Below are 22,324 nucleotides of genomic sequence, written 5' to 3'. Positions count from 1 at the left end.
AGTTAGTCAAGTAACTAACCAGATAAGGAGGCGCGCGTCAAGCCCTACCGCGACCGAGCCCTCCAGCGCGGCACCGTGAGCACGATCGCCGCGGCGCTGAGCGCGACGCCGGTGAGCCCGAAGACGAGGCTCGCCGGGCTCTGCACCCCGCCGGCGGGGAAGGGCAGCTCGTCGGGCAGGGAGTTGCCGACCGAGAAGTACGGCCCCCACGCGGCCACGACGATCACGCTGCCGGCGAGGCAGGCCAGGGCGAGCATCCGCCGCGGTGTCAGGATGCGGTCGCCCGCGACCGACGGGAGGAGGGCGAGTATCGCGACACCGAGCACGATGGCGAGCGACAGCACGATCCAGATCGTGAGGCCGACCTGGAACGTCAGTCGCGACGCGGTGCTCCACACCGCGTAGACCTCATCGAGGGTCAGCTGCCCCTGCGCGATCGCAAGCGGCTGCTCGACCGCCATCGACCAGGCGCCGAGCGCGATGAGGCCCAGAAGGGCCGCCGCTGCACCGAGGCCGATCAGCCGCCGTCGTCCGGGCGCCTCGGGGCCGGGGCGCGCGGTAGGGCTGCTGCCCGGTTCACCGACGACGGTGCCGTCGACGAGGATGATGCGCGGGCGCGCGGCGGCTGGGTCGTCACTCGTCGCCGCACCGGCGCCCTCGGGCACGGCCATGCCGTCGAGTTCGGCCATAAGCTCGCCCGAGACCGCGCCCTTGACACCGCGAACGACCGCGAGGGCGTTGAGCACGCCGCCCGCGACGACGAGCGCGAGCGCCAGCCAGAGGAAGGCGACCGCCTCGTCCCGTCCGCCCGCAGCGAACCAGCCGACCGCCGAGACGGGCGCCAGCATCAGAGACGTGAGCCCCCACCGGAACAGCTCTCCGCTGCGTCGCATCGCAACCCCCTCGCCTCGCGTGTCGTGCTGCCGCCACCCTAGTGCGCGCGCCGTAGTCTCGCCGGGTGCGTGACTACGGCGACGATGTGCTCCGCGGCGACTGGCGGTCGGTGGGTCGCCGGGTCGTGCCCGAGGTGCCCGCCGAGCCCGGGGTCGTCGTCGAGCTTCCGCACGACGGCGGCCCCAGTGCCGGCTGGGTCGGCGCCGTCGTGCTCGTGGATGCGGGAAACGTGCACCTCGAAGACCGCTACGGTCGCGTGCGCGCGTTCCCGCTCGGGGCCGGGTTCCTCGTCGACGGAGAGCCCGTGCGGCTCGTCGCGCCGACGCCCGCGCGCGCCGCATCCGGTGCCGCCCCCGCCGCCCGTGCCCGCACGGCGAGCGGCTCGTTCGCCGTCGAGGGCGCGCGGGCCCGCGTCGCGCGGGCCAGCCGCATCTGGGTCGAGGGGCGGCACGACGCCGAGCTCGTCGAGCAGGTCTGGGGCGACGACCTGCGGGTCGAGGGGGTGGTCGTCGAGCAGCTCGACGGCGCCGACCACCTCGCCGAGCTGCTCGCCGACTTCGCGCCCACGGAAGGGCGCCGGGTCGGGGTGCTGCTCGACCACTGGGTGCCGGGTTCGAAAGAGTCGCGGCTGGCCGAGCAGGCGCTCGCGCGGGTCGATGCGCGGCACGTGCTCGTGATCGGTCATCCGTTCATCGACATCTGGCAGGCGGTGCGGCCGGAGGCTCTCGGCATCGGGGCCTGGCCGGAGGTGCCGCGCGGTCAGGATTGGAAGACCGGCACCTGCCGCGCCCTCGGCTGGCCGCACGCGACTGCCGCCGACCTTGCGGCGGCCTGGCGGCGCGTGCGCGGCGCGGTGCGCGGCTACGCCGACCTCGACCCCGCGCTGCTCGGGCGGGTGGAGGAGCTCATCGACTTCGTGACCGGCGAGTAGCCGGCTGCCAGCTCGTCTCACCCTTTGCGACAGTTCACACGATTGTGAGCGTGTGAGGTGTCGGTTTCGGTGTGAGAGGGGCGGCGCGAGCGCGCGGGCGGCACGGCGCAGGAATGACGAGAGCCGCCCCACTCCATTGAGGGGCGGCTCTCGTGGTCTCGCGCGGGTCACCCCGCGGCGAGCGCGCTCAGGCGATGACGCTTAGAGCGGGCGGATGTTCTCGGCCTGCAGACCCTTGGGGCCCTGGGCGACGTCGAACTCGACCTTCTGGTTCTCGTCGAGCGAGCGGTAGCCGCTCGACTGGATGGCCGAGAAGTGCGCGAACACGTCGGCGCTTCCGTCATCGGGGGTGATGAAGCCGAAGCCCTTCTCGGCGTTGAACCACTTGACAGTGCCTGTCGTCATTTCTGACTCCTTGTTACTCACGGAGTTTCGACTGTCGAAACCACCAGTCGAACCACTCGTGAATCCTGCTCTATACGAGAGCACGTACTGCTTGCACGGCACGTCGGACCGCCGAGGCGTATCAACTTCGGTTCTGAGAGTAGTGCACGGGGGGCCCGCGGGGGGCATCCTTCACCGAGTTGTTACACGCGTTCTCCACAGGCTGCACCGAACCTGGCCACGTACCGTGTCGTCACCGACCCCTGGAGATGGACCGATGAGCTTCTTCGACCGACTGTTCGGCGCCCCCACGCCCGAGCCCGACGCGCGCCGCACCCCCGCAGTGCGCTCCGACGATGAGCGCGCCGTCGAGCGCTACCGGTACCTGCTGCAGACGGCACCGCCCGAGACGATCGAGCAGGTGCATGCCGAGGCGTTCGCGAAGCTGACGCCCGAGCAGCGCCGCCTCGTCTACGACGAGCTGGCCCGCACGGCACCGGCCGGCGAGGCTCCGGCCGACGACCAGCCCGCCACCCTCGCGCGCGCCGCCACCCGGTCGGAGCTGCGCCAGCCCGGCACCATGGAGCGGTCGCTCGGCGGCCCCTCGTTCGGCCAGATGGTCGGCGCCTCGCTGCTGGGAACGGTCGCCGGATACGTCATCGGCTCGGCGCTCGCGAGCGCCTTCCTGCCCCCCATGGATGCGGGGCTGACCGATGCCGCAGGAGCCGACGCCGCGAATGCCGACCCCGGCGCGGATGCCGGCGGTGCCGACGCGGGCGCGGACGCCGGCGGGTTCGACGCCGGCGGGTTCGACGCCGGCGGGTTCGACGCGGGCGGCTTCGGCGACTTCGGCGACTTCGGGTTCTGATCGTGCCGCGCCCGAAGCGCATCGAGCCGGGCCCCGGCCAGGAGTCGGTCTGGGACTACCCGCGCCCGCCGCGGGTCGAGCCCGTGCACGCGCGCGTGACGATCAGGCTCGGCGGCCAGCTGATCGCCGACACGACGCGCGCGCTGCGCGTGCTCGAGACCAGCCACCCGCCCGCCTACTACCTGCCGCCCGACGACTTCGTCGCGGGCGCGCTCGAGCCCGGGGCCGGCTCGTCGTACTGCGAGTTCAAGGGCCGGGCCGCCTACTACGACATCGTCGGCGGCGGTCAGCGCGCGGAGCGGGCGGGATGGTACTACCCGAGCCCGAGCCGCGGTTTCGAGAGCATCGCGGGCTACGTCTCGGTCTACCCCGGCCGCATGGACCGCTGCACGGTCGACGGCGAGACCGTCGTGCCGCAGGAGGGCGGCTTCTACGGCGGGTGGATCACCGCCAATATCGTCGGACCGTTCAAGGGGGCGCCCGGCACCGGGCGCTGGTAGGCGCGGGGTCTCGCGGGCCCGCGCCCGCATCCTGATCGCCTCTTTCGGCGACCCGAACAGCGCGCGGCCCGCGGGTTCGCCATCATGGGCGGGTGACCGACCGTGCGCCGACCCCCGCCGAGATCCGTCGCTGGCGACGCTACCTCGCCGACGAGCGGGCCGAGGCCGCCGTCTACCGCGATCTCGCCGCGAAGCGCGACGGCGAGGAGCGTGCCATCCTGCTCGCGCTCGCCGAGGCGGAGGCCCGGCATGAGGCCCACTGGGTGGCTCTGCTCGGCGAGCACGCCCACGGGGTGCCCGCCGTCTCGCTGCGCACGCGACTGCTCGCGCCCCTCGCGCGGCGCTTCGGCAGCGTCTTCGTGCTCGCCCTCGCTCAGCGTGCCGAGAGCCGCTCGCCGTACGCGGCGGATGCCCACGCAACGCCCGCGATGGCCGCCGACGAGCGCATCCACGGCGAGGTCGTCCGCGGCCTCGCGGCCCGCGGCCGTCAGCGGCTCTCGGGCACCTTCCGCGCGGCCGTCTTCGGAGCCAACGACGGCCTGGTCAGCAACCTCGCCCTCGTCATGGGAATCGGGGCGGCGGGCCTGGGGCCCGGAACCGTGCTGCTCACCGGGTTGGCCGGACTCCTGGCCGGAGCCCTGTCGATGGGTGCGGGGGAGTACGTCTCGGTGCGCTCGCAGCGCGAACTGCTCGACGCCTCCACCCCCGACCCCGAGGCGCACACGGCCCTGCCGCACCTCGACGTCGACGCCAACGAGCTGGCGCTCGTCTACCGCGCCCGGGGGATGAGCGAGGAGGACGCGGTCGCGCACGCGCGCAGCATCCTCGCCGACTACGACCCCGTGGCCGCTGCGGCCCGCGCGGCAGAGGCTGGGGCCGAGCAGCACGAGGCGATCGGCTCCGCCTGGGGCGCGGCGTTGTCGAGCTTCGCGTTCTTCGCCTCGGGGGCGATCATTCCGGTGGTGCCGTATCTGCTGGGTGCCGAGGGGCTCACGGCCGTGGTCGCGGCGGCGGTGCTCGTTGGTATCGCTCTGCTCATCACGGGTGCGATCGTGGGCGTGCTGTCGGGGGCCTCGCCGCTGAAGCGGGCGCTGCGGCAGCTGGCCATCGGCTACGGCGCCGCCGCCGCGACCTACCTGCTCGGTCTGGCCTTCGGCACCACCATCGCCTGATCGTTCGGAGTCGAACAGGTTATTCATAGGTTCGACGGTGATACTGGAGTGTTGGCTAAGACGCTGACAGGAGCACTCGCCGCCGGCGCGTGAGACCGCCGGAATCGGCGCGGGTGCTCTGAGATCCCGCTTCCGGTGCTCTGTTCGAGTGCCGCGGGGTCGCCCGCGCAACGACGTGCACTCACCGTGTCCACGGCCTGACGGCCGCCACCAGGAAGTGTTGTTCTTCATGCTCCATCTGATCCATCCGGCGCTGTCGCGCGCCGCTGCACTCGAGCCCCGCCGCCTCCGCCACGACGCTCTCGTGGCCGCTGCCGTGGCTGTCGCCCTCGCCCTCGCCGTCAACGGCACCGTCTCGGCGACCCTCGCCACCGCGGCCGAGAACGCCGCCGCCCAGCCGCAGGCGCAGCAGTTCGCTGCCGCGAGCGTGGCGGTGCCGCCGACGGTTCGCGACGACTTCACCGTCGACGTGCGGCCGCCCCTGGTCTACCCGGTGGGCGCGGGCGCGCCGATCGGCAGCTCGTTCGGACTCCGCCCCTCGACCTGTGCCGGCTGCCCGTCGGTGCACAAGGGCGTCGACTGGACGCCCGGCTACGGGGCCCCCGTGGTCGCGATGGCCGACGGTGTCGTCTCGCTCATCGGCAACCCGGGCAGCGCCCTGGGCACGCACCTCGAGATCAGCCACGTGATCGACGGGCGCTCGGTGACGAGCGTGTACGCCCACCTCGTCGCCGGCTCCATTCCCTGGGCCCTCGGCGACCGGGTTCGCGTCGGTGATCTGGTCGGCAACGTTGGCACCACCGGCGTGACCGTCGGGGCGCACCTGCACTTCGAGCTGCGGGTCGACGGGGTCACAATCGACCCCGTCCCGTGGCTGCGCGCCAACGGCGCCCAGTAGCCACCCGCTAGCATCGACCCGTGTCGTCGTCGTCGACGGGGATCGCCCCCACCGTCTCCATCGTGATCCCTGCCTACAACGAGGAGGCGACCATCCGCGCCTGCGTGACCGCGGCGCTCGCGCAGACGGTGCCCGCGCACGAAGTGATCGTCGTCGACAATCGTTCGACCGACCGCACCGCGGCGATCGTCGCCGAGCTGCAGGCCGCGAACCCCGATGCCCCACTCCGCGTGATCCCGCAGTTCGCCGAGCAGGGGCTCGTGCCGACCCGCAACCTCGGTCTCGACAGCGCCACCGGTGATGTCATCGGGCGCATCGATGCCGACTCCGTTCTGGAGCCGACGTGGGTCGAGGAGGTGCAGAAGGCCTTCCTCGACCCGGCGGTGGCGGCCGCAACCGGCCCGGTGCTGTACTACGACATGCCGCTGCGCCGGTTCGGCCTGCGCGCCGACGACACGCTGCGCCGCGCGATGCTGCGGCTCGCCCGGGAGTACCACTTCGTGTTCGGCAGCAACATGGCGCTGCGGGCCACCGCCTGGCAGGCGATCCGCGGCGAGGTCTGCCGCGACGAGGAGGACCTCTTCCACGAGGACATCGACATCTCGGTGCACCTCTACGACGCCGGGCTGAAGGCCGTGTACGTGCCGACCATGGTCGCAGGCATGTCCGCGCGGCGCGTCGACGACAGCCCGCGCGACTACGTCTCGTACGTGGGCCGCTTCGACCGCACCTACACGCACCACGATGTGCGCAACCGCGCCCTGCGTGCACCGGCCTGGGTGTTCCTCGCGGTCTACCCGATCGCGAAGGGCATCCGCTGGGGGCAGAACGAGTTGGTCGCCCGGCTGTCGGGCTCCTCGGCCGTCAGCCCGGAGTAGCCGCTCGCCTCCTCGGCCGCGCCGAGCGGGGCGGTGCCGTTCGAGGCGGGGCGGCTGTTCTCAGCGCCGGGGCTCGCCCTTCGGCATCCACTCGGCGGCCAGCACCGCCGCCTGCGTGCGCCGCTGCATGCCGAGCTTCGAGAGGATCCCGCTGACGTAGTTCTTCACCGTCTTCTCGGCGAGGAACAGCCGGCCGCCGATCTCGCGGTTCGAGAGGCCCTCGGCGATCAGGGCGAGGATCTCCGTCTCGCGGGGCGTCAGAGCGTCGAGCGGAGACTGCGCGGGCGTCGACGACAGGCGCGCCATCACGCCCTCGGTGAGCGCGGGGTCGAGCAGCGTCTCGCCCGCCGACACGCGGCGGATCGCTTCGATGAGGCCCGTCGCACGGACCTCCTTGAGCAGGTAGCCGTTCGCGCCCGCCAGCACCGCCGCGAGCACCGCCTCGTCATCGTCGTAGGAGGTGAGGATGAGGCAGCCGAGCTCCGGCCGCTCCGACTTCACGTCGCGGCAGACGTCGATGCCGCTGCCGTCGGGCAGGCGCCCGTCGAGCACCGCGACCGTCGCGCCCGAACCGAGGATCGCCTCGGCCGTTCCCGCCGCCACGCCCGCTTCGCCGACGACCGTGATGTCCGCCTCCTGCTCGAGCAGGTCAGCGATGCCGCGACGCACGATCTCGTGGTCGTCGAGCAGGAAAACGCGAACGGGGGCAGTCATCGTGCCTCCCAGGGTACGCTCCAGCGCACCAGAGTGCCGTGCGGCTCGACCGGTTCGATCGCGAACTCGCCGCCGCGCTCGCGGGCCCGTGCCGCCAGGTTCGCCAGGCCGCTGCGCCGCTCCGTCGCTGGCATGCCCACGCCGTCGTCCCGCACGGTCACGACCACGCTCGTGCCGCGCACCGCCACCCCCACCTCGACGAGGGTCGCGCTCGCGTGCCGCACCGTGTTCGACAACGCCTCGCGGGTGACGGCGGCGACCTCGTCACCGAGACCGAGGTCGACGAGGGTGTCGACGGGGCCCGCGAACTCCAGCCGCGAGTCGAGGTGCTCGCCCTCGAGGGTCTCGCGCACGAGGGTGTTGATGCGGGCGCGCAGGCTGTAGCTGGCCGCGCTCGGCGGCGCCGACAGGCGGTAGATGGCCTGGCGGATCTGCCGGATCGTCGAGTCGATCGCGTCGACCTGGGCGGCGATGCGCCCGCCGGTCGGCGTCGCCGGATCGCCGACGACGCTCTGCAGCGAGAGTCCCACGGCGAACAGGCTCTGGATCACGTGGTCGTGCAGGTCGCGCGCGATGCGGTCGCGCTCGTCCGCGAGCGCGATGCGCTGCTGGTCGATACGAGCGCGGGCGAGCTCGCGCGCGATGGACACGGAGCGGGTGAAGCGGTCGATCGGCTCGAGCTCCGCATCCGCCGCCGGATGCCCGCTCGCGGCCCGCCGGACGACCAGCTGCCCGTCCGCCGTCTCCTCGATCTCCGCCGCCGGGTCGTCCGTCAGCGCGCGCACCGTCGCGGTGATGGTCGTGAGATCGTCGGGGTCGAGCTCTCCGGCGAGGAGGCGCTGGGTGAGGTGCTCGGAGGCGGCGAGCCAGCGGCGGTCATCCTGCGACTGCTCGTAGAGGCGCGAGTTCGCGATCGCCGTGCCCGCCATCGCCGCGAGTGCCGCGATGATCGCCTCGTCGATGTCGTCGAACGGCCCCCCCGAGTGCTCCGTGAGGTAGAGGTTGCCGTAGACCGTGCCCCCGACGTGGATGGGGACACCCAGGAACGAGTCCATCGCCGGGTGGTGCGCGGGGAAGCCGACCGAGCGCGGGTCGGCGGCCAGGTGCTCGAGGCGGATGCTGCGGCCCTCGACGATCACCGCGCCCAGGATGCCCCGGCCGGAGGGCAGCTCGCCCATGCGCGCGACCTCGGCCTGATCGAGGCCCGAGTGCAGGAAGCGCTCAAGCCGTCCGTCGGCGCCGATCACGCCCAGCGCGCCGTAGCGTGCGCCCACGAGCTCGCGCGCGACGCTCACGATCGTCTGCAGGCGCGGGGTCAGAGCGAGGCTCTCGGTGACCGTCTCGGCGGCGGCGATGAGCAGCCCCACGCGCCGATAGCCCTCGGCGAGGCCGTCGGCCCGCTCCATGATCCGCTCGACGAGCGCACCGAGCGTGTCGGCGGAGGTGCTCACGGTGCGCCGTCGGGGTGGTCCAGGGGGCTCGCGGTGCGGCGGGCGCCGCCGAGCGGCAGCGGGGTGGGGTCGGTCGCCAGCGGGTCCTTGACGAGGGTGGGCCGCAGCTCGACGGGTGCGATCGCCTCGTTGCGCCGCTTCGCCTGACGCGAGCGGTAGACGAGGTTCAGCACCTCGACGATGATCGCGAAGGCGATCGGACCGTAGATGAGCGCCTTGTCGATGTGCACGTCGAAGCCCTCGGCGATGAGCGTCGTGCCGATCAGCACGAGGAAGGCCAGCGCGAGCATCTTGACGGTGGGGTGGCGGTTGACGAAGTCGCTGATGGCCTTCGCGGTGAACAGCATGAGGGTGATCGCGATGACGACGGCGGCGATCATGATCCACAGCTCGTCGACCATGCCGACCGCGGTGATCACCGAGTCGAGGGAGAACACGATGTCGATGAGCAGGATCTGCACGATGACGCCGGCGAAGGTGACGGTCTTCGTCGACGGACGGTCGTGGGCCTCGGCGCCCTCGAGCTTCTCGTGGATCTCGACCACGGCCTTGTAGACGAGGAAGAGGCCGCCGAGGATCAGGATCAGGTCGCGCCCCGAGAAGCCCATGCCGAAGAGCTCGAAGATGTCGGCCGTGAGGCTGATGATCCAACTCGCGGCGAACAGCAGCAGGATGCGCATGATCATCGCGAGCGAGAGGCCGACGATGCGCGCCCGGTTCTGCTGCTCGGGAGGAAGCTTGCCCGCCAGGATCGAGATGAAGATCACGTTGTCGATGCCGAGGATGATCTCGAGCACGAGCAGCGTGGCGAACGCGATCAGCAGTTCGGGGGAGAAGGCGAGTTCCATGCCCGAATCCTAGGGCGCGACGGCGTACACTGGGCGGCGTACACGGGAGCCCGGTGAACCGGGCTGAGAGGAAGCGCACTCACGCTTCGACCGTCGAACCTGATCCGGGTCATGCCGGCGCAGGGAGGACATCTCGCACCCGTGCCGACCGTTTCGCGGGCGCGACAGGCGTGCCCGCGTCGACCGAAAGGCACGCTCCATGACTACTGCTGCACCCACCGGTCCCGCCTCCGCCGCTCTCGCCCGGCCATCCCTGAGCTGGCGCGTCGTCGACATCATCGTCGCGAGCGTGCTCGGCGTCGCGGGCGGACTCGTCTTCTGGCTGTGGAACCTCGTCTACTCGCCGCTCACCGCCCCCCTCGAGGCGGCGCTGCCCGGCCTGCAGGCTCTCGTCTACGCCGTCTGGCTGTTTCCCGCCGTTCTGGTCGGCTTGGTGATCCGCAAGCCGGGCGCGGCGCTCTACGGCGAGCTCGTCGCCGCCTCGGTCTCCGCTCTCCTGGGCGGTGTCTGGGGCTGGACGGCGATCGCGTGGGGTGCCGCGCAAGGCCTCGGCGCGGAGCTCGTCTTCGCGCTGCTGCTCTACCGTGCCTGGGGCCTCGCCCCGGCCGTGCTCGCCGGCATCGGCTCGGCCGTGGGCCTCGTGATCATGGACCTCACGTTCTACTACGCCGGGGCCCGCCCCGAGTTCATGGCCGTCTACGCGGTGAGCGCCGCACTCTCCGGCGCGGTCATCGCCGGTCTCGGCAGCTGGCTGCTCGTGCGCGGGCTCGCCCGCACCGGCGCCCTCAGCCGTTTCGCCGCGGGGCGCGAGGGGGCGCGGCGGGCGGAGGCGCTGCGAGCGGAGACGCAGCCGGCGGAGTCCGCCTCCGCGTGAGCGCCGTGACGGTGTCGACGCGGGGCGCCGCGCTCGTCGCGGCTGGCTGGGGCTGGACCCCCGCCGGCCGCGACGCTCCCGCGGTCGACCAGGTCGATCTCCGCATCGGGCCCGGCGAGCGCGTGCTGCTGCTCGGCGCCTCGGGCAGCGGCAAGTCGACCCTGCTGCAGGGCTGGGCCGGTGTGCTCGGCGGTGCGGACGAGGGCCTCGTCACCGGTGTGCTGCGCGTCGACGACGCGGCGCCCGACGAGCGGCGCGGACGCGTCGGCTTGCTGCTGCAGGACCCGGATGCGCAGCTCGTGCACGCCCGGGTGCGCGACGACGTCGGCTTCGGGCCGGAGAACCTGGGGGTGCCGGCTGCGCGCATCGATGAGCGCGTCGACACCGCCCTCGCGGCCGTCGGGCTCGGGCCGGCCGGCGCTGTCGGCCCTGATGCCGACGGTGGTCGCCTCTCGGGCGGGCAGCGCCAGCGCCTCGCACTCGCCGGGCTGCTCGCTCTCGAGCCCGCCGCGCTGCTGCTCGACGAGCCGACCGCGCAGCTCGACCCGGCCGGGGCCGCGCAGGTCGTCGCCGCCGTCGCCGAGCTCGTGCGCGAGCGGGCCCTGACCCTCGTCGTCGTCGAGCACCGCGTCGACCTCTGGCTGCCGCACGTCGACCGCGTCGTGGTGCTCGACCGCGGCCGGGTCGTCGCCGACGGCCCGGCCGGCGTGGTGCTCGGGCAGCGCGGCGCCGAGCTGGCGCGGTCGGGCGTGTGGATTCCGGGGCGGGAGGCGGAGCATCCGTCGCCCCGTGCGGCGACGATCGCGCCCGATGCGCCCGTGCTGCTGCGGGCGCGCGGGCTCGACGGCCGGCCGGCCGGGGGAGACCCGCTCGGGCACGCGCTCGACCTCGACCTGCGCGCCGGCGAGGTCGTGGCGCTCACCGGGCCGAACGGGGCCGGCAAGAGCACCCTGCTGATGACCCTCGCGGGGCTGCTGCCGCCCGCGGCCGGTGCCCTGGAGGCGCTCGACCACGGTGCCCCCGCCGACTGGAGCTCGCGCGCGCTCGCCGCGCGGTTCGGAGTCGTGTTCCAGAACCCCGAGCACCAGTTCGTGGCGCCCACGGTGCGCGACGAGCTCGCCGTCGGCGCACCCCAGCATTCCGATGCGTCGCGCATGGCCGCCCGCGTCGATGCGCTGCTCGATCGCCTCGGGCTGCGCGGTCTCGCCCCGGTCAGCCCGTACGCGCTCAGCGGGGGCGAGCAGCGCCGGCTCTCGGTCGCCACCGCGCTCGCCGCGGACCCGCCCGTGCTGCTGCTCGACGAGCCCACCTTCGGGCAGGACTCCCGCACCTGGGCCGCGCTCGTCGCGCTCATCGCCGAGCACCGCGACGCGGGCGGCGCCGTCGTCATGGCGACCCACGACCGCGCCCTCATCGCCGCGCTCGGCGCCCGCGAGATCGCCGTGCCCGCACTCGACCGCCGCGCCGTACGCGCTCCCGCCCCCAGCGCGGCAACCGCACGCCCGCCGCTCGGCGAACGGCTCAACCCGGTCGCCGCGATCGCGGCCAGCCTGCTGCCGGCCCTGCTGCTCGTCACGACGATCGACGTCACCTCGGCCGCGGTCGCGCTCGGCCTGCAGCTGCTGCTGATCCCGGCCCTGGGCATCCCGCTCGGCCGGGTGCTGCGCCGCGCGGTGCCCGTGCTCGTCGCCGCCCCCTTCGCCGCCCTCACGATCGCGCTGTACGGCCGAGAGAGCGGTCGCGTCTACGCCGAGTTCCTGCTCGTGCGCATCAGCGACGGATCGCTCGAGCTGGCCCTCGCCACCCTCCTGCGCATCCTCGCCATCGCCCTGCCCGCGATCGCCCTGTTCACCCGTCCCGATCCGACGCGGCTGGGGGATGCCCTCGGCCAGAACCTCCGCCTGCCCAGCCGCTTCGTGCTCGGGTCGGTGGCCGCGCTGCGCCTCATGACCGTGCTCGGCGATGATGCCCGCACCGTCGAGCGGGCGCAGCGCGCGCGCGGCCTCGGCGACCGCTCGCGCCTGCGCCGCCTCGGCGGGCAGGTGTTCGGGCTGCTGGTGCTGGCGATCCGCCGCGGCTCGGCCCTCGCCGTCGGCATGGAGGCGCGCGGCTTCGGCGCCCCGGGGCCGCGCACCTGGTGGAGGCCGTCGCCGTGGCGGGCATCCGACGCCGCGGTCGTCGTCATCGCGGTCGCCGTCGCTGCCCTCGGGGTCGCCGCGGCCGTCCTGACCGGGAGCTTCACCAGTGCGCTCGGCTGACGCTCGCATCACGCTCATCGACGGCCGCTCCGGCTCGGGCAAGACCACCTACGCCACTGCGCTGGCCCGCCGCACCGGGGCGCAGCTGCTGAGCCTGGACGACGTCTATCCCGGTTGGGACGGCCTCGAGGCGGCCGAGGCCCATGTGCTCGAGCACGTGCTCCGCGCGCTCGCCGCGGGCCGCCCCCCGCGCTGGCGCTCCTGGAACTGGGTCGACGCCCGCCCCGGCGCCTGGCACGACCTCGACCCGCACCGAGCACTGATCATCGAGGGATGCGGAGCCATCAGCTCTGCCGCCCGGGCGCTCGCCGACCACGCGATCTGGGTCGAGCTGGCTGACGACGTCGAGCGCCGCCGCCGCGCGATCGCGCGCGACGGCGAGGCCTTCGCGCGCCAGTGGGAGCGCTGGGCGCGGCAGGAGGAGTGGCATGCCCTGCGGCACGACCCGCGCGGCACCGCCGACGAGGTCGTCACGCCGGGGTGACGCTGCCGGCCTCTCGGAGCGTCAGCCCGTCCAGCGGCCGAGCACGGTGAACGGGTCGGCGAAGCGCCAGGCGACCCCGGGCTCGGTGATCGCGCCCGTCGATTCGAGGCGCACGACGATCTCGGTGCCGTTGCTCGCGGTGCCGTTGCCCGCAGTGCTGCCGCCCGCGGTTCCGCTTCCATCGCCCGCGCCCGGGAGGGTCGCGACGAGGCGCCCCGCGTCGGCGCCCCGCACGATGGTGGACCGCACCGCGGGCTCGACCCGTAGCTCGAGCGTGTCGAGCGCCGTCGAGCTGACGACGATCGACTCGAGCGCGATGAGCTCGGTCTCCTGCCCCCAGTCCGAGCGCGCCACCGCGACCACCTGACCGGCCGCGACGACCTCGACCGGCCGGATGGCCGTGCGCAGCCCCTCGACGACGGCCGACACCGCCTCGTCGGCGCGGGGGAAGCTCGGCTGGCCGAGCAGCACGACCACAACCCGCTCGCCGTCGACGTCGAGCGTCGCCACGACGCACACGCCCGCGGGGTCGGTGTAGGTGCTGACCAGCCCGCGGGTGCCCAGGCCCGGCAGCACGGCGGCGACGTCCGGGTAGGCGACGCCCGCTGAGGTCCGCAGCGGCCGATCGGCGACGATCTCCGCGACGGCGGGCTGGTCGAGCAGTCGTCCGGCGATCACCGCGAGGTCGGCGGCGGTCGACCGGGTCGCGGGGTCGAGCCCCGAGGCGTCGAGAACGATCGTGCTCGTCAGCCCGTGCGCGGCCAGCCAGTCCGCGGCGGCGCTCCGGTATGCCTCCATCCCCCCGAAGACCTCGTCGATCAGCAGCTCGGCGATGTTGTTGCCCGCACCGAGCAGCGTCGACGCGATCAGGTCGCGCCGGGTCCACGTCTGGCCGAACGTCACTGGCACGGTGCGCACGCCGAGCGCGTCGAGCTCGCGGTACCGGGCCACGGCCTCCTGGTCGATGGTGAGGGCGGGGCCCGGCGAGCCCGCGGACAGGGGCTCGGCGTCGAGTGCGACGGCCAGCAGCACGAGGCGCGCCGCACCGGCGATGGGCCGCGGCTGGGCATCCTGCGCCGCGATCGGGGTGGCGCCGTCGACCGCGATCGCGCTGGCACCGTCCTCCGGCAGCGGCACCTCGTCGCTCCATGAGGCGGATGCGGCTGCCGGCAGCCGCTCCTCCACCACCAGCCGCGGCACCGGGCTGATGAGGGCCGCGGCGGCGTAGACCGTGCCCAGCACGACGGCGAGGGCCACGAGGCCGCTGACGATGCGCCGGGCGCGATAGTTGGGCATCAGTCCCACCCCAGCCGGTGCAGCTCGTCGTCGTCGATCCCGTAGAAGTGGGCGATCTCATGCACGAGCGTGACGTGGATCTCGTCCCGCAGCGTCTCCAGCGACCCCTCCGCGGCGGCCAGCAGGGGCTCGCGGTACAGGATGATCCGGTCGGGCAGCTCGCCGAAGCCGTACTGGCCCCGCTCGGTGAGGGCGACACCCTCGTACAGGCCCAGCAGGTCGAGCGAGCCGTCCTCGGGGCGGTCCTCGACGACGAACACGACATTGTCGAGCCCCTCGATCATGTCGTCGGGCAGCGCGTCGAGCTCCTCCGTGACGAGGGCCTCGAACTCCTCGGCCTCGAGGTGCAGCGGTGTCGGGCCGGCGCTCATCGCGCCTCCGCCGCGCGCCGCGCGTCGTCCGACTCCTCGAGCAGCCGCACCAGGGAGTCCTGCAGCCAGGCCAGCCAGTCGTAGACGTCGCGCAGACCCGGCTCGGCGAAGGTGCCCTCGTCGCCGTCGACGATGATGCCCATGCGCTCGGCGATCACGAGCCGCAGATCGCCGACACCGCGCACCCAGTCGAGCGCCTCGGCCTCGGTCAGTGCGACATCGGCGGCGGCGCTCGCCGCGGCGATCGGCGCGAGCGCGGTCGACAGCGTGCGGGCGAAGCCGATCTTGCGGTCGACGAGTCCGCGCCGGCTCAGTTGCCGCCATTCGTCGGCGAGCTCCGGATCATGCCGGTAGGCATCGGGCAGCAGCCGACCGAGCGCACCGTCGCGCTCGGTGCCGGTCTCGAGGGCGTCGGCGAGCAGCGCCTGCAGCTGGTCGGCGAGCGAGGCCAGGATGCGGGCCTCCTCCACCTCGACGCGCACCGTGCCCAGCACCCCGTCGGCGGCCTGCTCGGCCGAGGCTGCGCTCACCCGCATGGCTGCCCCTCCGGCCGCGCGCCGGTCATCGCGGCACCCGCTCGACGGTCGCCCACAGCCCGTACTCGTGCATCGCCTCGGCGTGCCGCTCCATGACCTCGCGGTTGCCGTCGGCCAGCACCGCCCGACCATCGGTGTGCACCTGCATCATCCGCTGCTCGGCGGTGCCCGCATCCAGCCCGAAATGCCGGCGGAACACCCACGCGACGTAGCTCATCAGGTTCACGGGATCGTTCCAGACCACCACCTGCCAGGGCACGTCGGCGGCGTGCAGGGGCTGCTCGAGCAGCAGGCCGCCGGTCTGCTCGCCGGTGTCGCGGCGGGCCTCGCCGCGCGGAGCGCCCGGGCTCACGACCGCGACGGGCGCGACGGGAGCGACGAGCGATCTCATGTGCCCATTGTCACCCGGGGGCGGCGCGCACGGGAGGAGGGCGCTCCGCGGCAGCCCGGTCACGCCTCGTCGAGCATCCGCTGCCGGGTCTGCGCGAACTCCTCGTCGGTGATGAGCCCGCGCTCGCGCGCCGACTGCAGCGCATCGAGGCGGGCGACGAGATCTCCGCTGCCGCCGCCGCTCGACTCCGCCTTCCCGGTGACCGCGTCGGAGATGATCGCGCCGGTGACGATGGCGGCCCCGGCCTGCTCATCGGTGACCGCGAGGAACCGCTGCTCGTCGGTGAGCCCCAGCTGCTTCGAGGCCTCGTTGACCACGACCATGCGCCACACCCCGAAGGCGATGGCGGCGATGAACACGAGGGCGAAGAGCCCGACGATGGCCCCGCCCCCGGGCAGCAGGTCCACGGGGACCCCCGGATCGAGCGGAACGGGGATCATGTCCTGCTGCATGAGCGTCGACATCGGCGCCTCCTCATCGGGTCGGCGCGGTCGCCGACATGAGGGTCACTCTAGACCGGAGGCGGAAAACGTGGGGTGAGTAACGGGGCTTGAACCCGCGACCTCCTGGACCACAACCAGGCGCTCTGCCAGCTGAGCTATACCCACCATGCGTCCGCTACGCGAGCGGAACCCCGACAGTCTATTACAGGCGGGGCGCCCACTTCGCCACGATCTCGGCGGCCACCTGCTGGGTCTCCTCCGAGGTCGGACCGGGCTCGGCCACGAAGCCCGCCCGGCGGTAGTAGTCGAGCTCGCGGATCGACTCGAGGATGTCGGCCAGCGCGCGGTGCCCGCCGTTCTTGGCCGGCGCGTTGAAGTACACGCGCGGGAACCACCGGCGCACCAGCTCCTTGATGCTCGACACGTCGACCGAGCGGTAGTGCAGGTGCGCGTCGACGCTCGGCATGTGCTTGGCGATGAACGCCCGGTCGGTGCCGATCGTGTTGCCGGCGAGGGGAGCCTGCCCGGCGGTCGGCACGTGCTCGGTGATGTAGGCGAGAACCTGCTGCTCCGCATCCGCCATCGGCACCCCGTCGGCCAGCTCGTCGAGCAGGCCGCTCGCCGCGTGCATGTCGCGCACGAAGTCGCCCATGTTCGCGAGGCCCGCCTCGCTGGGCGCGATGACGATCGAGAAACCGGGATGCACCGGCTCGAGCTCGTAGTCGGTGATGACCACCGCCACCTCGATGAGGTCGTCGACCGTCAGATCGAGCCCCGTCATCTCGCAGTCGATCCAGACGAGGCGATCGGTCGTTGAACTCACCGCGGCAGTCTACCCAGCCGCCCCGACCGGAGGCTGCGCCGCCGTACCCTGGAGGCATGCGGCTCGAGCTCTACACCAGCGCCTTCTGCGACCCCTGCCACCGCACGCGCGATGTCGTCGCCGAGGCGCAGGCGCTGGTGCCGGCGCTGCAGGTCGACGAGCTCGACGTCGCGGCGCATCAGGACCGCGCGGCCGACCTCGGCATCACCAGCACGCCGACGACGATCATCTACGGCGCCGACGACCGCGAGGTGCTGCGGGCGACGGGAGTGCCGACCCTCAGCCGGCTGTTGACTGCTCTGGCGCAGGCTCTCGACTGACGGCGCCCTCGGGCTCGAACGGCTCGAGCGCCGCGAGCGCCGCGCGCACGGCCGCTCCGAACGCCGCGACCGAGCCGTCCAGGGCGGTCAGCTGGGCGTCGTCGAGCAGGGGTGAGAGCATCCCGTCGCGGTCGACCAGCACGACCGGGGCGCTGTCGCCGACGGCGGCGCGCTCCCGCTCGTCCAGCTCGTTGAGGTGGCGCAGGTCGACGCGGACGTCCAGCTCGGTCACGAGAGCATCCCACTCCCGCTTGCGGCGGATCGGCGAGTGCGTGATGCCGCACAGTGCGCAACTCCTCGTGCCGAGCACGTGCCCGACGATGTAGCGCAGCTCGCCGACGAGTCCGCCGTCGGCGTTGTAGACGCCCAACAGGCGATCGACCATCCGGATGCTCCTCTCGTGTACCGCGATCGTGCAACGCCGCGCTGAAGGACGCCCGAGAGCACGCCGCGGTAGCCTGGGAGCACCAGCCCTCGTAGCTCAGCGGATAGAGCAGGAGCCTTCTAATCTGAAGGCCGCGACTCCGCAGTAGCGATCGCCGGAGCCTGGCCCGTCATCAGCCAGAACATATCGACTCCAGTGCGGGCGCTGATGTGCATGACGGCCTCGGTGAAGTTGCGCGGCATCATGCCGCCTTCCCACCGAGCCCAGTCGTTGACGCCGAGCTCGCACTCGACAGCGGCCTCCTTGAGGTTCCACCCCATCCGCTGGCGAACCATCGCGAGCCGAGTGGCAAAATCTGCCGTCGAAGGCACCCATGCGGTGGTGCTCATTCCTGTTCTCATGCGTTCATGCTGACACATAACGCGCATTACGCGCAAGGCTAGCTTTTCTTTTACGACGCGCCGAACGTGTTGTATTGCATCATTCGCGTTTACATGGCACAGTGTCGCCCATGACATCGCAAGTGATCTATCTCACGACGAATGAGGTCGCGCAGTTCGCGCGGGTCGACGCATCCACCGTTCGGCGCTGGGTCGAGCGCGGCGAGCTGAAGCCCGCGATGACACTCCCCGGCGGCCACTATCGCTTTGCCCAGGCAGATGTTCACAAGGCGCTCGGGGTTAGCGCGGAGGGTGCCGCGTGAGTGCCATCGAGGCCTTCGCGTTCGAGGGTCGCGAGGTGCGCACGGTCATGGTCGATGGTGCGCCGTGGTTCGTCGCGGGCGACGTGGCCCGCATCCTCGGCTACCGCGACGCGGCGAACATGACGCGTCGCCTCGACGAAGACGAGAAGGGTACTCGCTCAGTGAGTACCCCTGGCGGCCAGCAGAACCTCACGATCATCAGCGAGGCCGGACTCTACGGCGCTGTGCTCGGAAGCCAGGTGTCAGAGGCGCGCTCTTTCAAGCGGTGGGTGACGCACGAGGTGTTGCCCAGCATCCGCAAGACAGGCGCGTACGGCTCAGCACTGCCGACATCGTTCGCGGAGGCCCTCGAGCTTGCGGCTGCTGAAGCCCGCCGAGTCGAGGCGCTCGAGGCGCAGGCCGCCCTCGACGCACCGAAGGTCGCTGCCTATGAGCGTCTGATGGATGCCGACGGCCTTCTTTCGATGGAAGCCGTGGCGAAGATCGGCGGCATCGGGCGCACCACTCTGTACGCACGCCTGCGCGAAGCCCGCGTGATCGTGCAGGGCGGTTCGCGGATGCCGTATCAGCGGTACATGCACTGGTTCGACGTCAAGGTGACCGTCCATGAGGGCCGCGACGGGTTCGAGTATGTCGACTACACGCCGCGCGTGCGTCCCTCCGCGTTGGTGAAGGTGCTGGAGAAAGCGGGCGTCACCCTGCGCGCAGATTCGGTGCCGCAGCAGCTCGCTGGGTTTGGGGGCATGTCGTGATCCCCGACCTGATGAACAGCGAGCCGCTGACGCTCATCGTGCTCGCGGTCCTCGCGTGGATCGCCCTCGCGGTCGTCGCACGCCGGCACCCCTGACCTTCCTGGCCGGCTGCCCCCCGACGGCGGCCGGCTCCCACCTGAGAGAGAAGAGAACCCGATGGTCCAGTCCACTCCGCCGCTGGTTGAGAACCGCGGCCTCCCGCTCGATGTCGTCCGGCATGTGCTGTGGCACTTCGGCGACAGCGTGTACGGCGTCGAGCCGGGCATGTTCCGCCAGCGGCTGATGCTGACCGTGTCTTCGGCTGACCAGGAGAACCGCGCGCTGCTGGCGAAGGGGTTCCCCGAGATTGTCGGCGCGATGAACCTCGCGCAGCTGACGGAGGGTGGCTTCGAGGAGCTGCGGTCGATCGCGAAGGCGGCGCTCTGATGGCGGCGGCGGATGCGCTGGCGGTGCAGCTGGCGGCGGTGTGGCCGGCGCTGGCCGTGCTGATCGTGCTCGGCATCGTGGTCGCGATCATCGGCGGCCTCGTGGAGTGGCGGCGGAAGTGGCCGCACGGGTATGGCCGCACCTGTAATCGGCCGCTGTGCCCGTGCTGGCCGTCGCAGGTGGCGCGTCTTCGCCGTGAGGGGTCGCGCTCGTGACCGCGCTGCTGGTGGTGTCCCTGGTCGCCGCGGTCGTGGGCTGGGCCGTCTGGGCTGATCGCGCGTTCGGCGGTGACTCGTGACCGCGGTCAACGTCGAGGTGGAGACGATCGAGCACCTCGACTTCGAGCAGGGGTGCGAGATGCGCGTGCAGCAGATGATCCGCGTTCTCGGCGTGTGGGTGTGCGGTCCGGTGTCGCGGCCGTGCGGTCGTCCCGCGGTCGGCATCATCCGGTGCCGCTCCTGCAGGGTCTTCGGGTTGACGTGCGAGCCGCATCGAGCGGAGGCGCTGGCTCCTCGACAGATGGTTTGCACGTCCTGCGGGGCGGAGGGGCCCGGTCCGGAGATCTACGCGTTCGAGCCGCTGCGGGTGTCGTCGTGACCGCGGTGCTCGGCGTCGACCAGTCGCTGCGCGGCACGGGCCTGGCGCTCCACGCGGACGGGGAGACGGTGACCGCGCTCGTGCGCGCCGACCTCGGCGAAGGCGTCGCCGGCATCCGGCAGGCGGTGCGGTACATCGTCGGCCGGGTGGTGACGTTCGCGCCCGCCTGCGACCTCTACGTGCTCGAGATGCCCTACATCCCTCGCCACAACTCGGGCCTGGTGCTCGAGCGGGCGTGGCTGTTCGGGATGCTCTACGACCAGCTCTGCTCCCGCGGCCGCGTGGCGATCGTCGCAGCCAAGACGCGCGCGATGTACGCGACCGGGAACGGCAACGCGGACAAGGCCGACGTGGTCGCCGCAATGCGAACCGCGCACCCGCACGTCGAGGTGCGGGACGACAACATCGCTGACGCTCTGGCCCTGATGGGCATGGGGTGTCGGTGGCTCGGCTCGCCGGTGGACGGCGAGATCAACACCAAACAGGCCCGCGCGATGACATCCGCGCGGTGGCCGTAACCCAGGAAGAGAGAACCCACACATGACGGTGCAGATTCAGCCCGCTCGTCCGAAGGACCAGCACAACGGGCTCGAGAACCTCGAGGACGACCTGCTCGATGACCAGCAGCAGACGGTGACCGCGATCGTCACCTATGCGGTGGCGAAGGTCGTCGACGATCTGAAGAAGGACGAGCGGTATCCGGTGCTGTATGTGAAGCACATCGAGCCGATTCTGGGTGCGGATCGGGAGGCGGCGGAGGCGCTGCAGCAGGCGGCGTACAAGGCGCGGACGGGTGAGGACCAGCTGGATCTGGACTTCGCTGCTGAGGACGCGGAGGGCGATGAGTGATGGGCGCCCGTGCACAGCGGCGCCAGCGGCGCACGACGGAGCAGCGCGCGCACGACAAGCAGCAGCGGGCGGCTCGCGCGGATGTCGCGCGCGCGGAGTGGGAGGCGCGGCGCGCGGCGTACTTCGAGCAGCTCAAGAACGGCGTGCTCGTCGAGCGTGAGGTGCAGGCATGAGCGCGGCGGTGCTGGAGGATCTGGCTGACCGGTTCGGCCCGTCCGATGCTGACCGGGAGGAGTGGCTCGCCGCTCGCCGGCAGGGCATCACCGCGACCGAGGTGCGCGACCTGTGGCTGCTGGACCCGGGCCGTCGCGTGCTGGCGATGCGTGAGATGGCGGAGAAGAAGCTCGGCCGTCGTGCGGATTCGTTCTCGGGGAACAAGTACACGGCGTGGGGTAAGGAGCGGGAGCCGATCATCGCCGAGCTCGTGCGCACCAGGTATGGGATCGAGCCCGAGTCGCGGCTGGTGCGTGCTGCGGAGAACCCGCGGCACCTGGCCAGCCCTGACGGCATCGGCTCGGGGCTCGTCGCGGACCTGGTGATCGCGGAGATCAAGACATCGGGGAAGGACATCGCGCCCGGCTCGGACGCGTTCCTCGCGACCGGCTACCTGGCGCAGATGGTGTGGCAGATGTACGTCGTCGGCGCGACCCTCTGCCTGTTCGCCCACGAGCAGCGGCTCGGCGCCGGAACGGACGATGACCCGTTCGTTCCGGGCGAGACCGGTTTCGGCTGGTTCTCGGCGGAGGAGCACGGGAGCCTGCTGGCCGAGCTGGCGGCGATCGCCGACGAGTTCCTCGCCGTGCTGGACGAGATGGGCGCTGAGGCGTTCGTCGAGGCCGACATCGACGAGGAGCTCGACACGCTCGCCGTGAACGTGCTGCGCGGCCGTGAGCTGGAGGCGGAAGCGAAGGCCCTGAAGGAGCCCGCGTGGAAACGGCTGCAGATGCTGCTCGATGAGCGTGGTGTGCCGTTCCAGCAGGAGTCGGTGCTCGCGCGCATCACGTACACGCCCGGCGAGGTGACGACCCCCGACGCCTTCGACGAGGTCGCCGCTGTCGAGGCCGATCCCGCGCTCTGGGACGAGGTGCTGCAGGCCAGCCAGGAGTCCGAGCGGATCGCTGGCGTGATGGCGCGGTGGGCGGAGCACAAGGCGAAGTTCACGAAGCCGGGAGAGCCCGAGAAGGGCCGGTCGCGGCTGACCGTGACGGCGGTGAAGCCGAAGCGGTGACAGACGGGGCGCGGTCGTCCACAGGGGTGGGGGCGGCCGCACCCTCCCGA

The 22,324-nt window shown here is 72.2% G+C and carries 32 protein-coding genes, 1 tRNA gene and 1 riboswitch; of the genes, 19 read left to right on the top strand and 14 right to left on the bottom strand.

All coding sequences use genetic code 11. The features are described 5' to 3' along the window. Positions 1–44: 44 nt before the first annotated feature. Positions 45–893: a hypothetical protein gene (locus tag BJ959_RS03880; protein ID WP_153982494.1), complete on the bottom strand. Its 849-nt coding sequence runs from the start codon at positions 891–893 to the stop codon at positions 45–47. 65 nt (positions 894–958) lie between these two features. Here BJ959_RS03880 and BJ959_RS03875 point away from each other — a divergent pair, with 65 nt between their 5' ends. Further along, positions 959–1,825, top strand: coding sequence for a DUF3097 family protein (locus tag BJ959_RS03875; protein ID WP_153982495.1), 867 nt, complete (start codon positions 959–961; stop codon positions 1,823–1,825). A gap of 201 nt (positions 1,826–2,026) precedes the next feature. Here BJ959_RS03875 and BJ959_RS03870 read toward each other — a convergent pair whose 3' ends face one another. Continuing rightward, positions 2,027–2,230 (bottom strand): cold-shock protein, encoded by a 204-nt coding sequence (locus BJ959_RS03870; protein WP_047567327.1) that lies wholly within the window; start codon positions 2,228–2,230, stop codon positions 2,027–2,029. Between the two features lie 256 nt (positions 2,231–2,486). On the opposite strand from BJ959_RS03870, the gene BJ959_RS03865 reads away from it, so the two are divergent. From BJ959_RS03865 to BJ959_RS03845, 5 genes are all read left to right on the top strand, one after another. Next, positions 2,487–3,077 carry a hypothetical protein gene (locus BJ959_RS03865; protein ID WP_153982496.1) on the top strand — a complete coding sequence of 197 codons (591 nt, stop codon included), beginning with the start codon at positions 2,487–2,489 and terminating at the stop codon, positions 3,075–3,077. Positions 3,078–3,079: 2 nt separating this feature from the next. Further along, positions 3,080–3,577 (top strand): DUF427 domain-containing protein, encoded by a 498-nt coding sequence (locus tag BJ959_RS03860; RefSeq protein ID WP_153982497.1) that lies wholly within the window; start codon positions 3,080–3,082, stop codon positions 3,575–3,577. A gap of 92 nt (positions 3,578–3,669) precedes the next feature. Next, entirely contained in the window at positions 3,670–4,749 is a 1,080-nt protein-coding gene (locus tag BJ959_RS03855) for a VIT1/CCC1 transporter family protein (RefSeq protein WP_153982498.1), read from the top strand. A gap of 229 nt (positions 4,750–4,978) precedes the next feature. Then, positions 4,979–5,647 carry a M23 family metallopeptidase gene (locus BJ959_RS03850; protein ID WP_153982499.1) on the top strand — a complete coding sequence of 223 codons (669 nt, stop codon included), beginning with the start codon at positions 4,979–4,981 and terminating at the stop codon, positions 5,645–5,647. A gap of 20 nt (positions 5,648–5,667) precedes the next feature. Continuing rightward, a complete protein-coding gene (locus tag BJ959_RS03845) occupies positions 5,668–6,525 on the top strand; it encodes a glycosyltransferase (protein ID WP_153982500.1) in 858 nt (285 codons plus the stop codon). A 60-nt stretch (positions 6,526–6,585) separates the two neighbouring features. Here BJ959_RS03845 and BJ959_RS03840 read toward each other — a convergent pair whose 3' ends face one another. The 3 genes from BJ959_RS03840 to BJ959_RS03830 are packed head-to-tail and all read right to left on the bottom strand — an operon-like array spanning position 6,586 to position 9,538. After that, complete coding sequence (locus tag BJ959_RS03840; protein ID WP_153982501.1) at positions 6,586–7,239, bottom strand: LuxR C-terminal-related transcriptional regulator; 654 nt, start codon at positions 7,237–7,239, stop codon at positions 6,586–6,588. Next, the gene (locus tag BJ959_RS03835; RefSeq protein WP_153982502.1) at positions 7,236–8,690 is read right to left on the bottom strand and encodes a GAF domain-containing protein; all 1,455 of its coding nucleotides are present in this window, start codon (positions 8,688–8,690) and stop codon (positions 7,236–7,238) included. Before BJ959_RS03835 ends, BJ959_RS03840 begins: the two co-directional genes overlap by 4 nt. Further along, on the bottom strand, positions 8,687–9,538 hold the full coding sequence (locus BJ959_RS03830; RefSeq protein ID WP_153982503.1) for a TerC family protein: 852 nt from the start codon (positions 9,536–9,538) through the stop codon (positions 8,687–8,689). Before BJ959_RS03830 ends, BJ959_RS03835 begins: the two co-directional genes overlap by 4 nt. A 32-nt stretch (positions 9,539–9,570) precedes the next feature. Further along, positions 9,571–9,681: riboswitch (TPP riboswitch) on the top strand. Between the two features lie 56 nt (positions 9,682–9,737). Here BJ959_RS03830 and BJ959_RS12570 point away from each other — a divergent pair. Genes BJ959_RS12570 through BJ959_RS03815 form a run of 3 tightly spaced genes read left to right on the top strand, consistent with a single transcriptional unit; the run spans position 9,738 to position 13,154 of the window. Continuing rightward, positions 9,738–10,412 (top strand): ECF transporter S component, encoded by a 675-nt coding sequence (locus BJ959_RS12570; RefSeq protein ID WP_153982504.1) that lies wholly within the window; start codon positions 9,738–9,740, stop codon positions 10,410–10,412. Beyond that, complete coding sequence (locus BJ959_RS12955) at positions 10,409–12,670, top strand: ATP-binding cassette domain-containing protein (RefSeq protein ID WP_165879019.1); 2,262 nt, start codon at positions 10,409–10,411, stop codon at positions 12,668–12,670. Before BJ959_RS12570 ends, BJ959_RS12955 begins: the two co-directional genes overlap by 4 nt. After that, positions 12,657–13,154, top strand: a complete 498-nt coding sequence (locus BJ959_RS03815; RefSeq protein WP_153982505.1) for a nucleoside/nucleotide kinase family protein — start codon at positions 12,657–12,659, stop codon at positions 13,152–13,154. Before BJ959_RS12955 ends, BJ959_RS03815 begins: the two co-directional genes overlap by 14 nt. Before the next feature lie 21 nt (positions 13,155–13,175). On the opposite strand, the gene BJ959_RS03810 is transcribed toward BJ959_RS03815, so the two are convergent. From BJ959_RS03810 to orn, 7 genes are all read right to left on the bottom strand, one after another. Next, positions 13,176–14,450, bottom strand: coding sequence for a D-alanyl-D-alanine carboxypeptidase family protein (locus BJ959_RS03810; RefSeq protein ID WP_153982506.1), 1,275 nt, complete (start codon positions 14,448–14,450; stop codon positions 13,176–13,178). Next, positions 14,450–14,821, bottom strand: coding sequence for a metallopeptidase family protein (locus tag BJ959_RS03805; RefSeq protein WP_153982507.1), 372 nt, complete (start codon positions 14,819–14,821; stop codon positions 14,450–14,452). Before BJ959_RS03805 ends, BJ959_RS03810 begins: the two co-directional genes overlap by 1 nt. Further along, on the bottom strand, positions 14,818–15,357 hold the full coding sequence (locus BJ959_RS03800) for a DUF2017 family protein (protein ID WP_165879020.1): 540 nt from the start codon (positions 15,355–15,357) through the stop codon (positions 14,818–14,820). Before BJ959_RS03800 ends, BJ959_RS03805 begins: the two co-directional genes overlap by 4 nt. A gap of 25 nt (positions 15,358–15,382) precedes the next feature. Beyond that, on the bottom strand, positions 15,383–15,748 hold the full coding sequence (gene clpS, locus BJ959_RS03795; protein ID WP_153982509.1) for an ATP-dependent Clp protease adapter ClpS: 366 nt from the start codon (positions 15,746–15,748) through the stop codon (positions 15,383–15,385). Between the two features lie 59 nt (positions 15,749–15,807). Continuing rightward, entirely contained in the window at positions 15,808–16,212 is a 405-nt protein-coding gene (locus BJ959_RS03790) for an SHOCT domain-containing protein (protein ID WP_153982510.1), read from the bottom strand. A gap of 68 nt (positions 16,213–16,280) precedes the next feature. Continuing rightward, a tRNA-His gene (locus BJ959_RS03785) sits at positions 16,281–16,356 on the bottom strand. Between the two features lie 37 nt (positions 16,357–16,393). Further along, positions 16,394–17,014, bottom strand: a complete 621-nt coding sequence (orn, locus tag BJ959_RS03780) for an oligoribonuclease (RefSeq protein ID WP_153982511.1) — start codon at positions 17,012–17,014, stop codon at positions 16,394–16,396. A 56-nt stretch (positions 17,015–17,070) separates the two neighbouring features. Between orn and BJ959_RS03775 the strand changes: the two genes are divergently transcribed. After that, entirely contained in the window at positions 17,071–17,334 is a 264-nt protein-coding gene (locus BJ959_RS03775; protein ID WP_153982512.1) for a thioredoxin family protein, read from the top strand. Here the strand turns inward: BJ959_RS03775 and BJ959_RS03770 are convergent. Both BJ959_RS03770 and BJ959_RS03765 read right to left on the bottom strand, forming a co-directional pair. Further along, entirely contained in the window at positions 17,294–17,719 is a 426-nt protein-coding gene (locus BJ959_RS03770; RefSeq protein ID WP_153982513.1) for a hypothetical protein, read from the bottom strand. The two genes, BJ959_RS03775 and BJ959_RS03770, sit on opposite strands and share 41 nt — an antisense overlap. Before the next feature lie 119 nt (positions 17,720–17,838). Next, positions 17,839–18,108: a helix-turn-helix domain-containing protein gene (locus BJ959_RS03765; RefSeq protein ID WP_153982514.1), complete on the bottom strand. Its 270-nt coding sequence runs from the start codon at positions 18,106–18,108 to the stop codon at positions 17,839–17,841. 122 nt (positions 18,109–18,230) lie between these two features. On the opposite strand from BJ959_RS03765, the gene BJ959_RS03760 reads away from it, so the two are divergent. The 9 genes from BJ959_RS03760 (at position 18,231) to BJ959_RS03720 (ending at position 22,274) form a co-directional block, all read left to right on the top strand. Beyond that, positions 18,231–18,422: a helix-turn-helix domain-containing protein gene (locus BJ959_RS03760; RefSeq protein WP_153982515.1), complete on the top strand. Its 192-nt coding sequence runs from the start codon at positions 18,231–18,233 to the stop codon at positions 18,420–18,422. Between the two features lie 35 nt (positions 18,423–18,457). After that, a complete protein-coding gene (locus BJ959_RS03755; protein ID WP_153982516.1) occupies positions 18,458–19,174 on the top strand; it encodes a BRO family protein in 717 nt (238 codons plus the stop codon). 156 nt (positions 19,175–19,330) lie between these two features. Beyond that, a complete protein-coding gene (locus tag BJ959_RS03750) occupies positions 19,331–19,600 on the top strand; it encodes a hypothetical protein (RefSeq protein ID WP_153982517.1) in 270 nt (89 codons plus the stop codon). After that, entirely contained in the window at positions 19,600–19,815 is a 216-nt protein-coding gene (locus tag BJ959_RS03745; RefSeq protein ID WP_153982518.1) for a hypothetical protein, read from the top strand. The genes BJ959_RS03750 and BJ959_RS03745 overlap by 1 nt, the downstream gene beginning before the upstream one ends. A gap of 79 nt (positions 19,816–19,894) precedes the next feature. Then, entirely contained in the window at positions 19,895–20,197 is a 303-nt protein-coding gene (locus BJ959_RS03740) for a hypothetical protein (protein ID WP_153982519.1), read from the top strand. Next, positions 20,194–20,715 carry a RuvC family protein gene (locus BJ959_RS03735; RefSeq protein WP_153982520.1) on the top strand — a complete coding sequence of 174 codons (522 nt, stop codon included), beginning with the start codon at positions 20,194–20,196 and terminating at the stop codon, positions 20,713–20,715. Before BJ959_RS03740 ends, BJ959_RS03735 begins: the two co-directional genes overlap by 4 nt. Before the next feature lie 22 nt (positions 20,716–20,737). Then, positions 20,738–21,046 (top strand): hypothetical protein, encoded by a 309-nt coding sequence (locus BJ959_RS03730; RefSeq protein ID WP_153982521.1) that lies wholly within the window; start codon positions 20,738–20,740, stop codon positions 21,044–21,046. Beyond that, complete coding sequence (locus tag BJ959_RS03725) at positions 21,046–21,219, top strand: hypothetical protein (protein ID WP_153982522.1); 174 nt, start codon at positions 21,046–21,048, stop codon at positions 21,217–21,219. The genes BJ959_RS03730 and BJ959_RS03725 overlap by 1 nt, the downstream gene beginning before the upstream one ends. Beyond that, positions 21,216–22,274 (top strand): YqaJ viral recombinase family protein, encoded by a 1,059-nt coding sequence (locus BJ959_RS03720; protein ID WP_153982523.1) that lies wholly within the window; start codon positions 21,216–21,218, stop codon positions 22,272–22,274. Before BJ959_RS03725 ends, BJ959_RS03720 begins: the two co-directional genes overlap by 4 nt. The last annotated feature ends 50 nt before the right edge of the window (positions 22,275–22,324 follow it).

This window comes from Microcella frigidaquae (genome assembly GCF_014200395.1).
Lineage (GTDB): Bacteria > Actinomycetota > Actinomycetes > Actinomycetales > Microbacteriaceae > Microcella > Microcella frigidaquae.
The sequence above is the reverse complement of the archived record's forward strand: the minus strand, read 5'-3'. Positions and strand labels throughout refer to the sequence as shown.

Bases quoted from the DNA above. Each gene is read 5' to 3' on its own strand.
- BJ959_RS03880 (WP_153982494.1), bottom strand. From the start codon at position 893: ATGCGACGCAGCGGAGAGCTGTTCCGGTGGGGGCTCACGTCTCTGATG.
- BJ959_RS03870 (WP_047567327.1), bottom strand. From the start codon at position 2,230: ATGACGACAGGCACTGTCAAGTGGTTCAACGCCGAGAAGGGCTTCGGC.
- BJ959_RS03865 (WP_153982496.1), top strand. From the start codon at position 2,487: ATGAGCTTCTTCGACCGACTGTTCGGCGCCCCCACGCCCGAGCCCGAC.
- BJ959_RS03850 (WP_153982499.1), top strand. From the start codon at position 4,979: ATGCTCCATCTGATCCATCCGGCGCTGTCGCGCGCCGCTGCACTCGAG.
- BJ959_RS03840 (WP_153982501.1), bottom strand. From the start codon at position 7,239: ATGACTGCCCCCGTTCGCGTTTTCCTGCTCGACGACCACGAGATCGTG.
- BJ959_RS03830 (WP_153982503.1), bottom strand. From the start codon at position 9,538: ATGGAACTCGCCTTCTCCCCCGAACTGCTGATCGCGTTCGCCACGCTG.
- BJ959_RS12570 (WP_153982504.1), top strand. From the start codon at position 9,738: ATGACTACTGCTGCACCCACCGGTCCCGCCTCCGCCGCTCTCGCCCGG.
- BJ959_RS03810 (WP_153982506.1), bottom strand. From the start codon at position 14,450: ATGCCCAACTATCGCGCCCGGCGCATCGTCAGCGGCCTCGTGGCCCTC.
- BJ959_RS03805 (WP_153982507.1), bottom strand. From the start codon at position 14,821: ATGAGCGCCGGCCCGACACCGCTGCACCTCGAGGCCGAGGAGTTCGAG.
- BJ959_RS03800 (WP_165879020.1), bottom strand. From the start codon at position 15,357: ATGCGGGTGAGCGCAGCCTCGGCCGAGCAGGCCGCCGACGGGGTGCTG.
- clpS (WP_153982509.1), bottom strand. From the start codon at position 15,748: ATGAGATCGCTCGTCGCTCCCGTCGCGCCCGTCGCGGTCGTGAGCCCG.
- BJ959_RS03790 (WP_153982510.1), bottom strand. From the start codon at position 16,212: ATGTCGACGCTCATGCAGCAGGACATGATCCCCGTTCCGCTCGATCCG.
- BJ959_RS03775 (WP_153982512.1), top strand. From the start codon at position 17,071: ATGCGGCTCGAGCTCTACACCAGCGCCTTCTGCGACCCCTGCCACCGC.
- BJ959_RS03770 (WP_153982513.1), bottom strand. From the start codon at position 17,719: ATGGTCGATCGCCTGTTGGGCGTCTACAACGCCGACGGCGGACTCGTC.
- BJ959_RS03765 (WP_153982514.1), bottom strand. From the start codon at position 18,108: ATGAGCACCACCGCATGGGTGCCTTCGACGGCAGATTTTGCCACTCGG.
- BJ959_RS03760 (WP_153982515.1), top strand. From the start codon at position 18,231: ATGACATCGCAAGTGATCTATCTCACGACGAATGAGGTCGCGCAGTTC.
- BJ959_RS03750 (WP_153982517.1), top strand. From the start codon at position 19,331: ATGGTCCAGTCCACTCCGCCGCTGGTTGAGAACCGCGGCCTCCCGCTC.
- BJ959_RS03745 (WP_153982518.1), top strand. From the start codon at position 19,600: ATGGCGGCGGCGGATGCGCTGGCGGTGCAGCTGGCGGCGGTGTGGCCG.
- BJ959_RS03730 (WP_153982521.1), top strand. From the start codon at position 20,738: ATGACGGTGCAGATTCAGCCCGCTCGTCCGAAGGACCAGCACAACGGG.
- BJ959_RS03725 (WP_153982522.1), top strand. From the start codon at position 21,046: ATGGGCGCCCGTGCACAGCGGCGCCAGCGGCGCACGACGGAGCAGCGC.
- BJ959_RS03720 (WP_153982523.1), top strand. From the start codon at position 21,216: ATGAGCGCGGCGGTGCTGGAGGATCTGGCTGACCGGTTCGGCCCGTCC.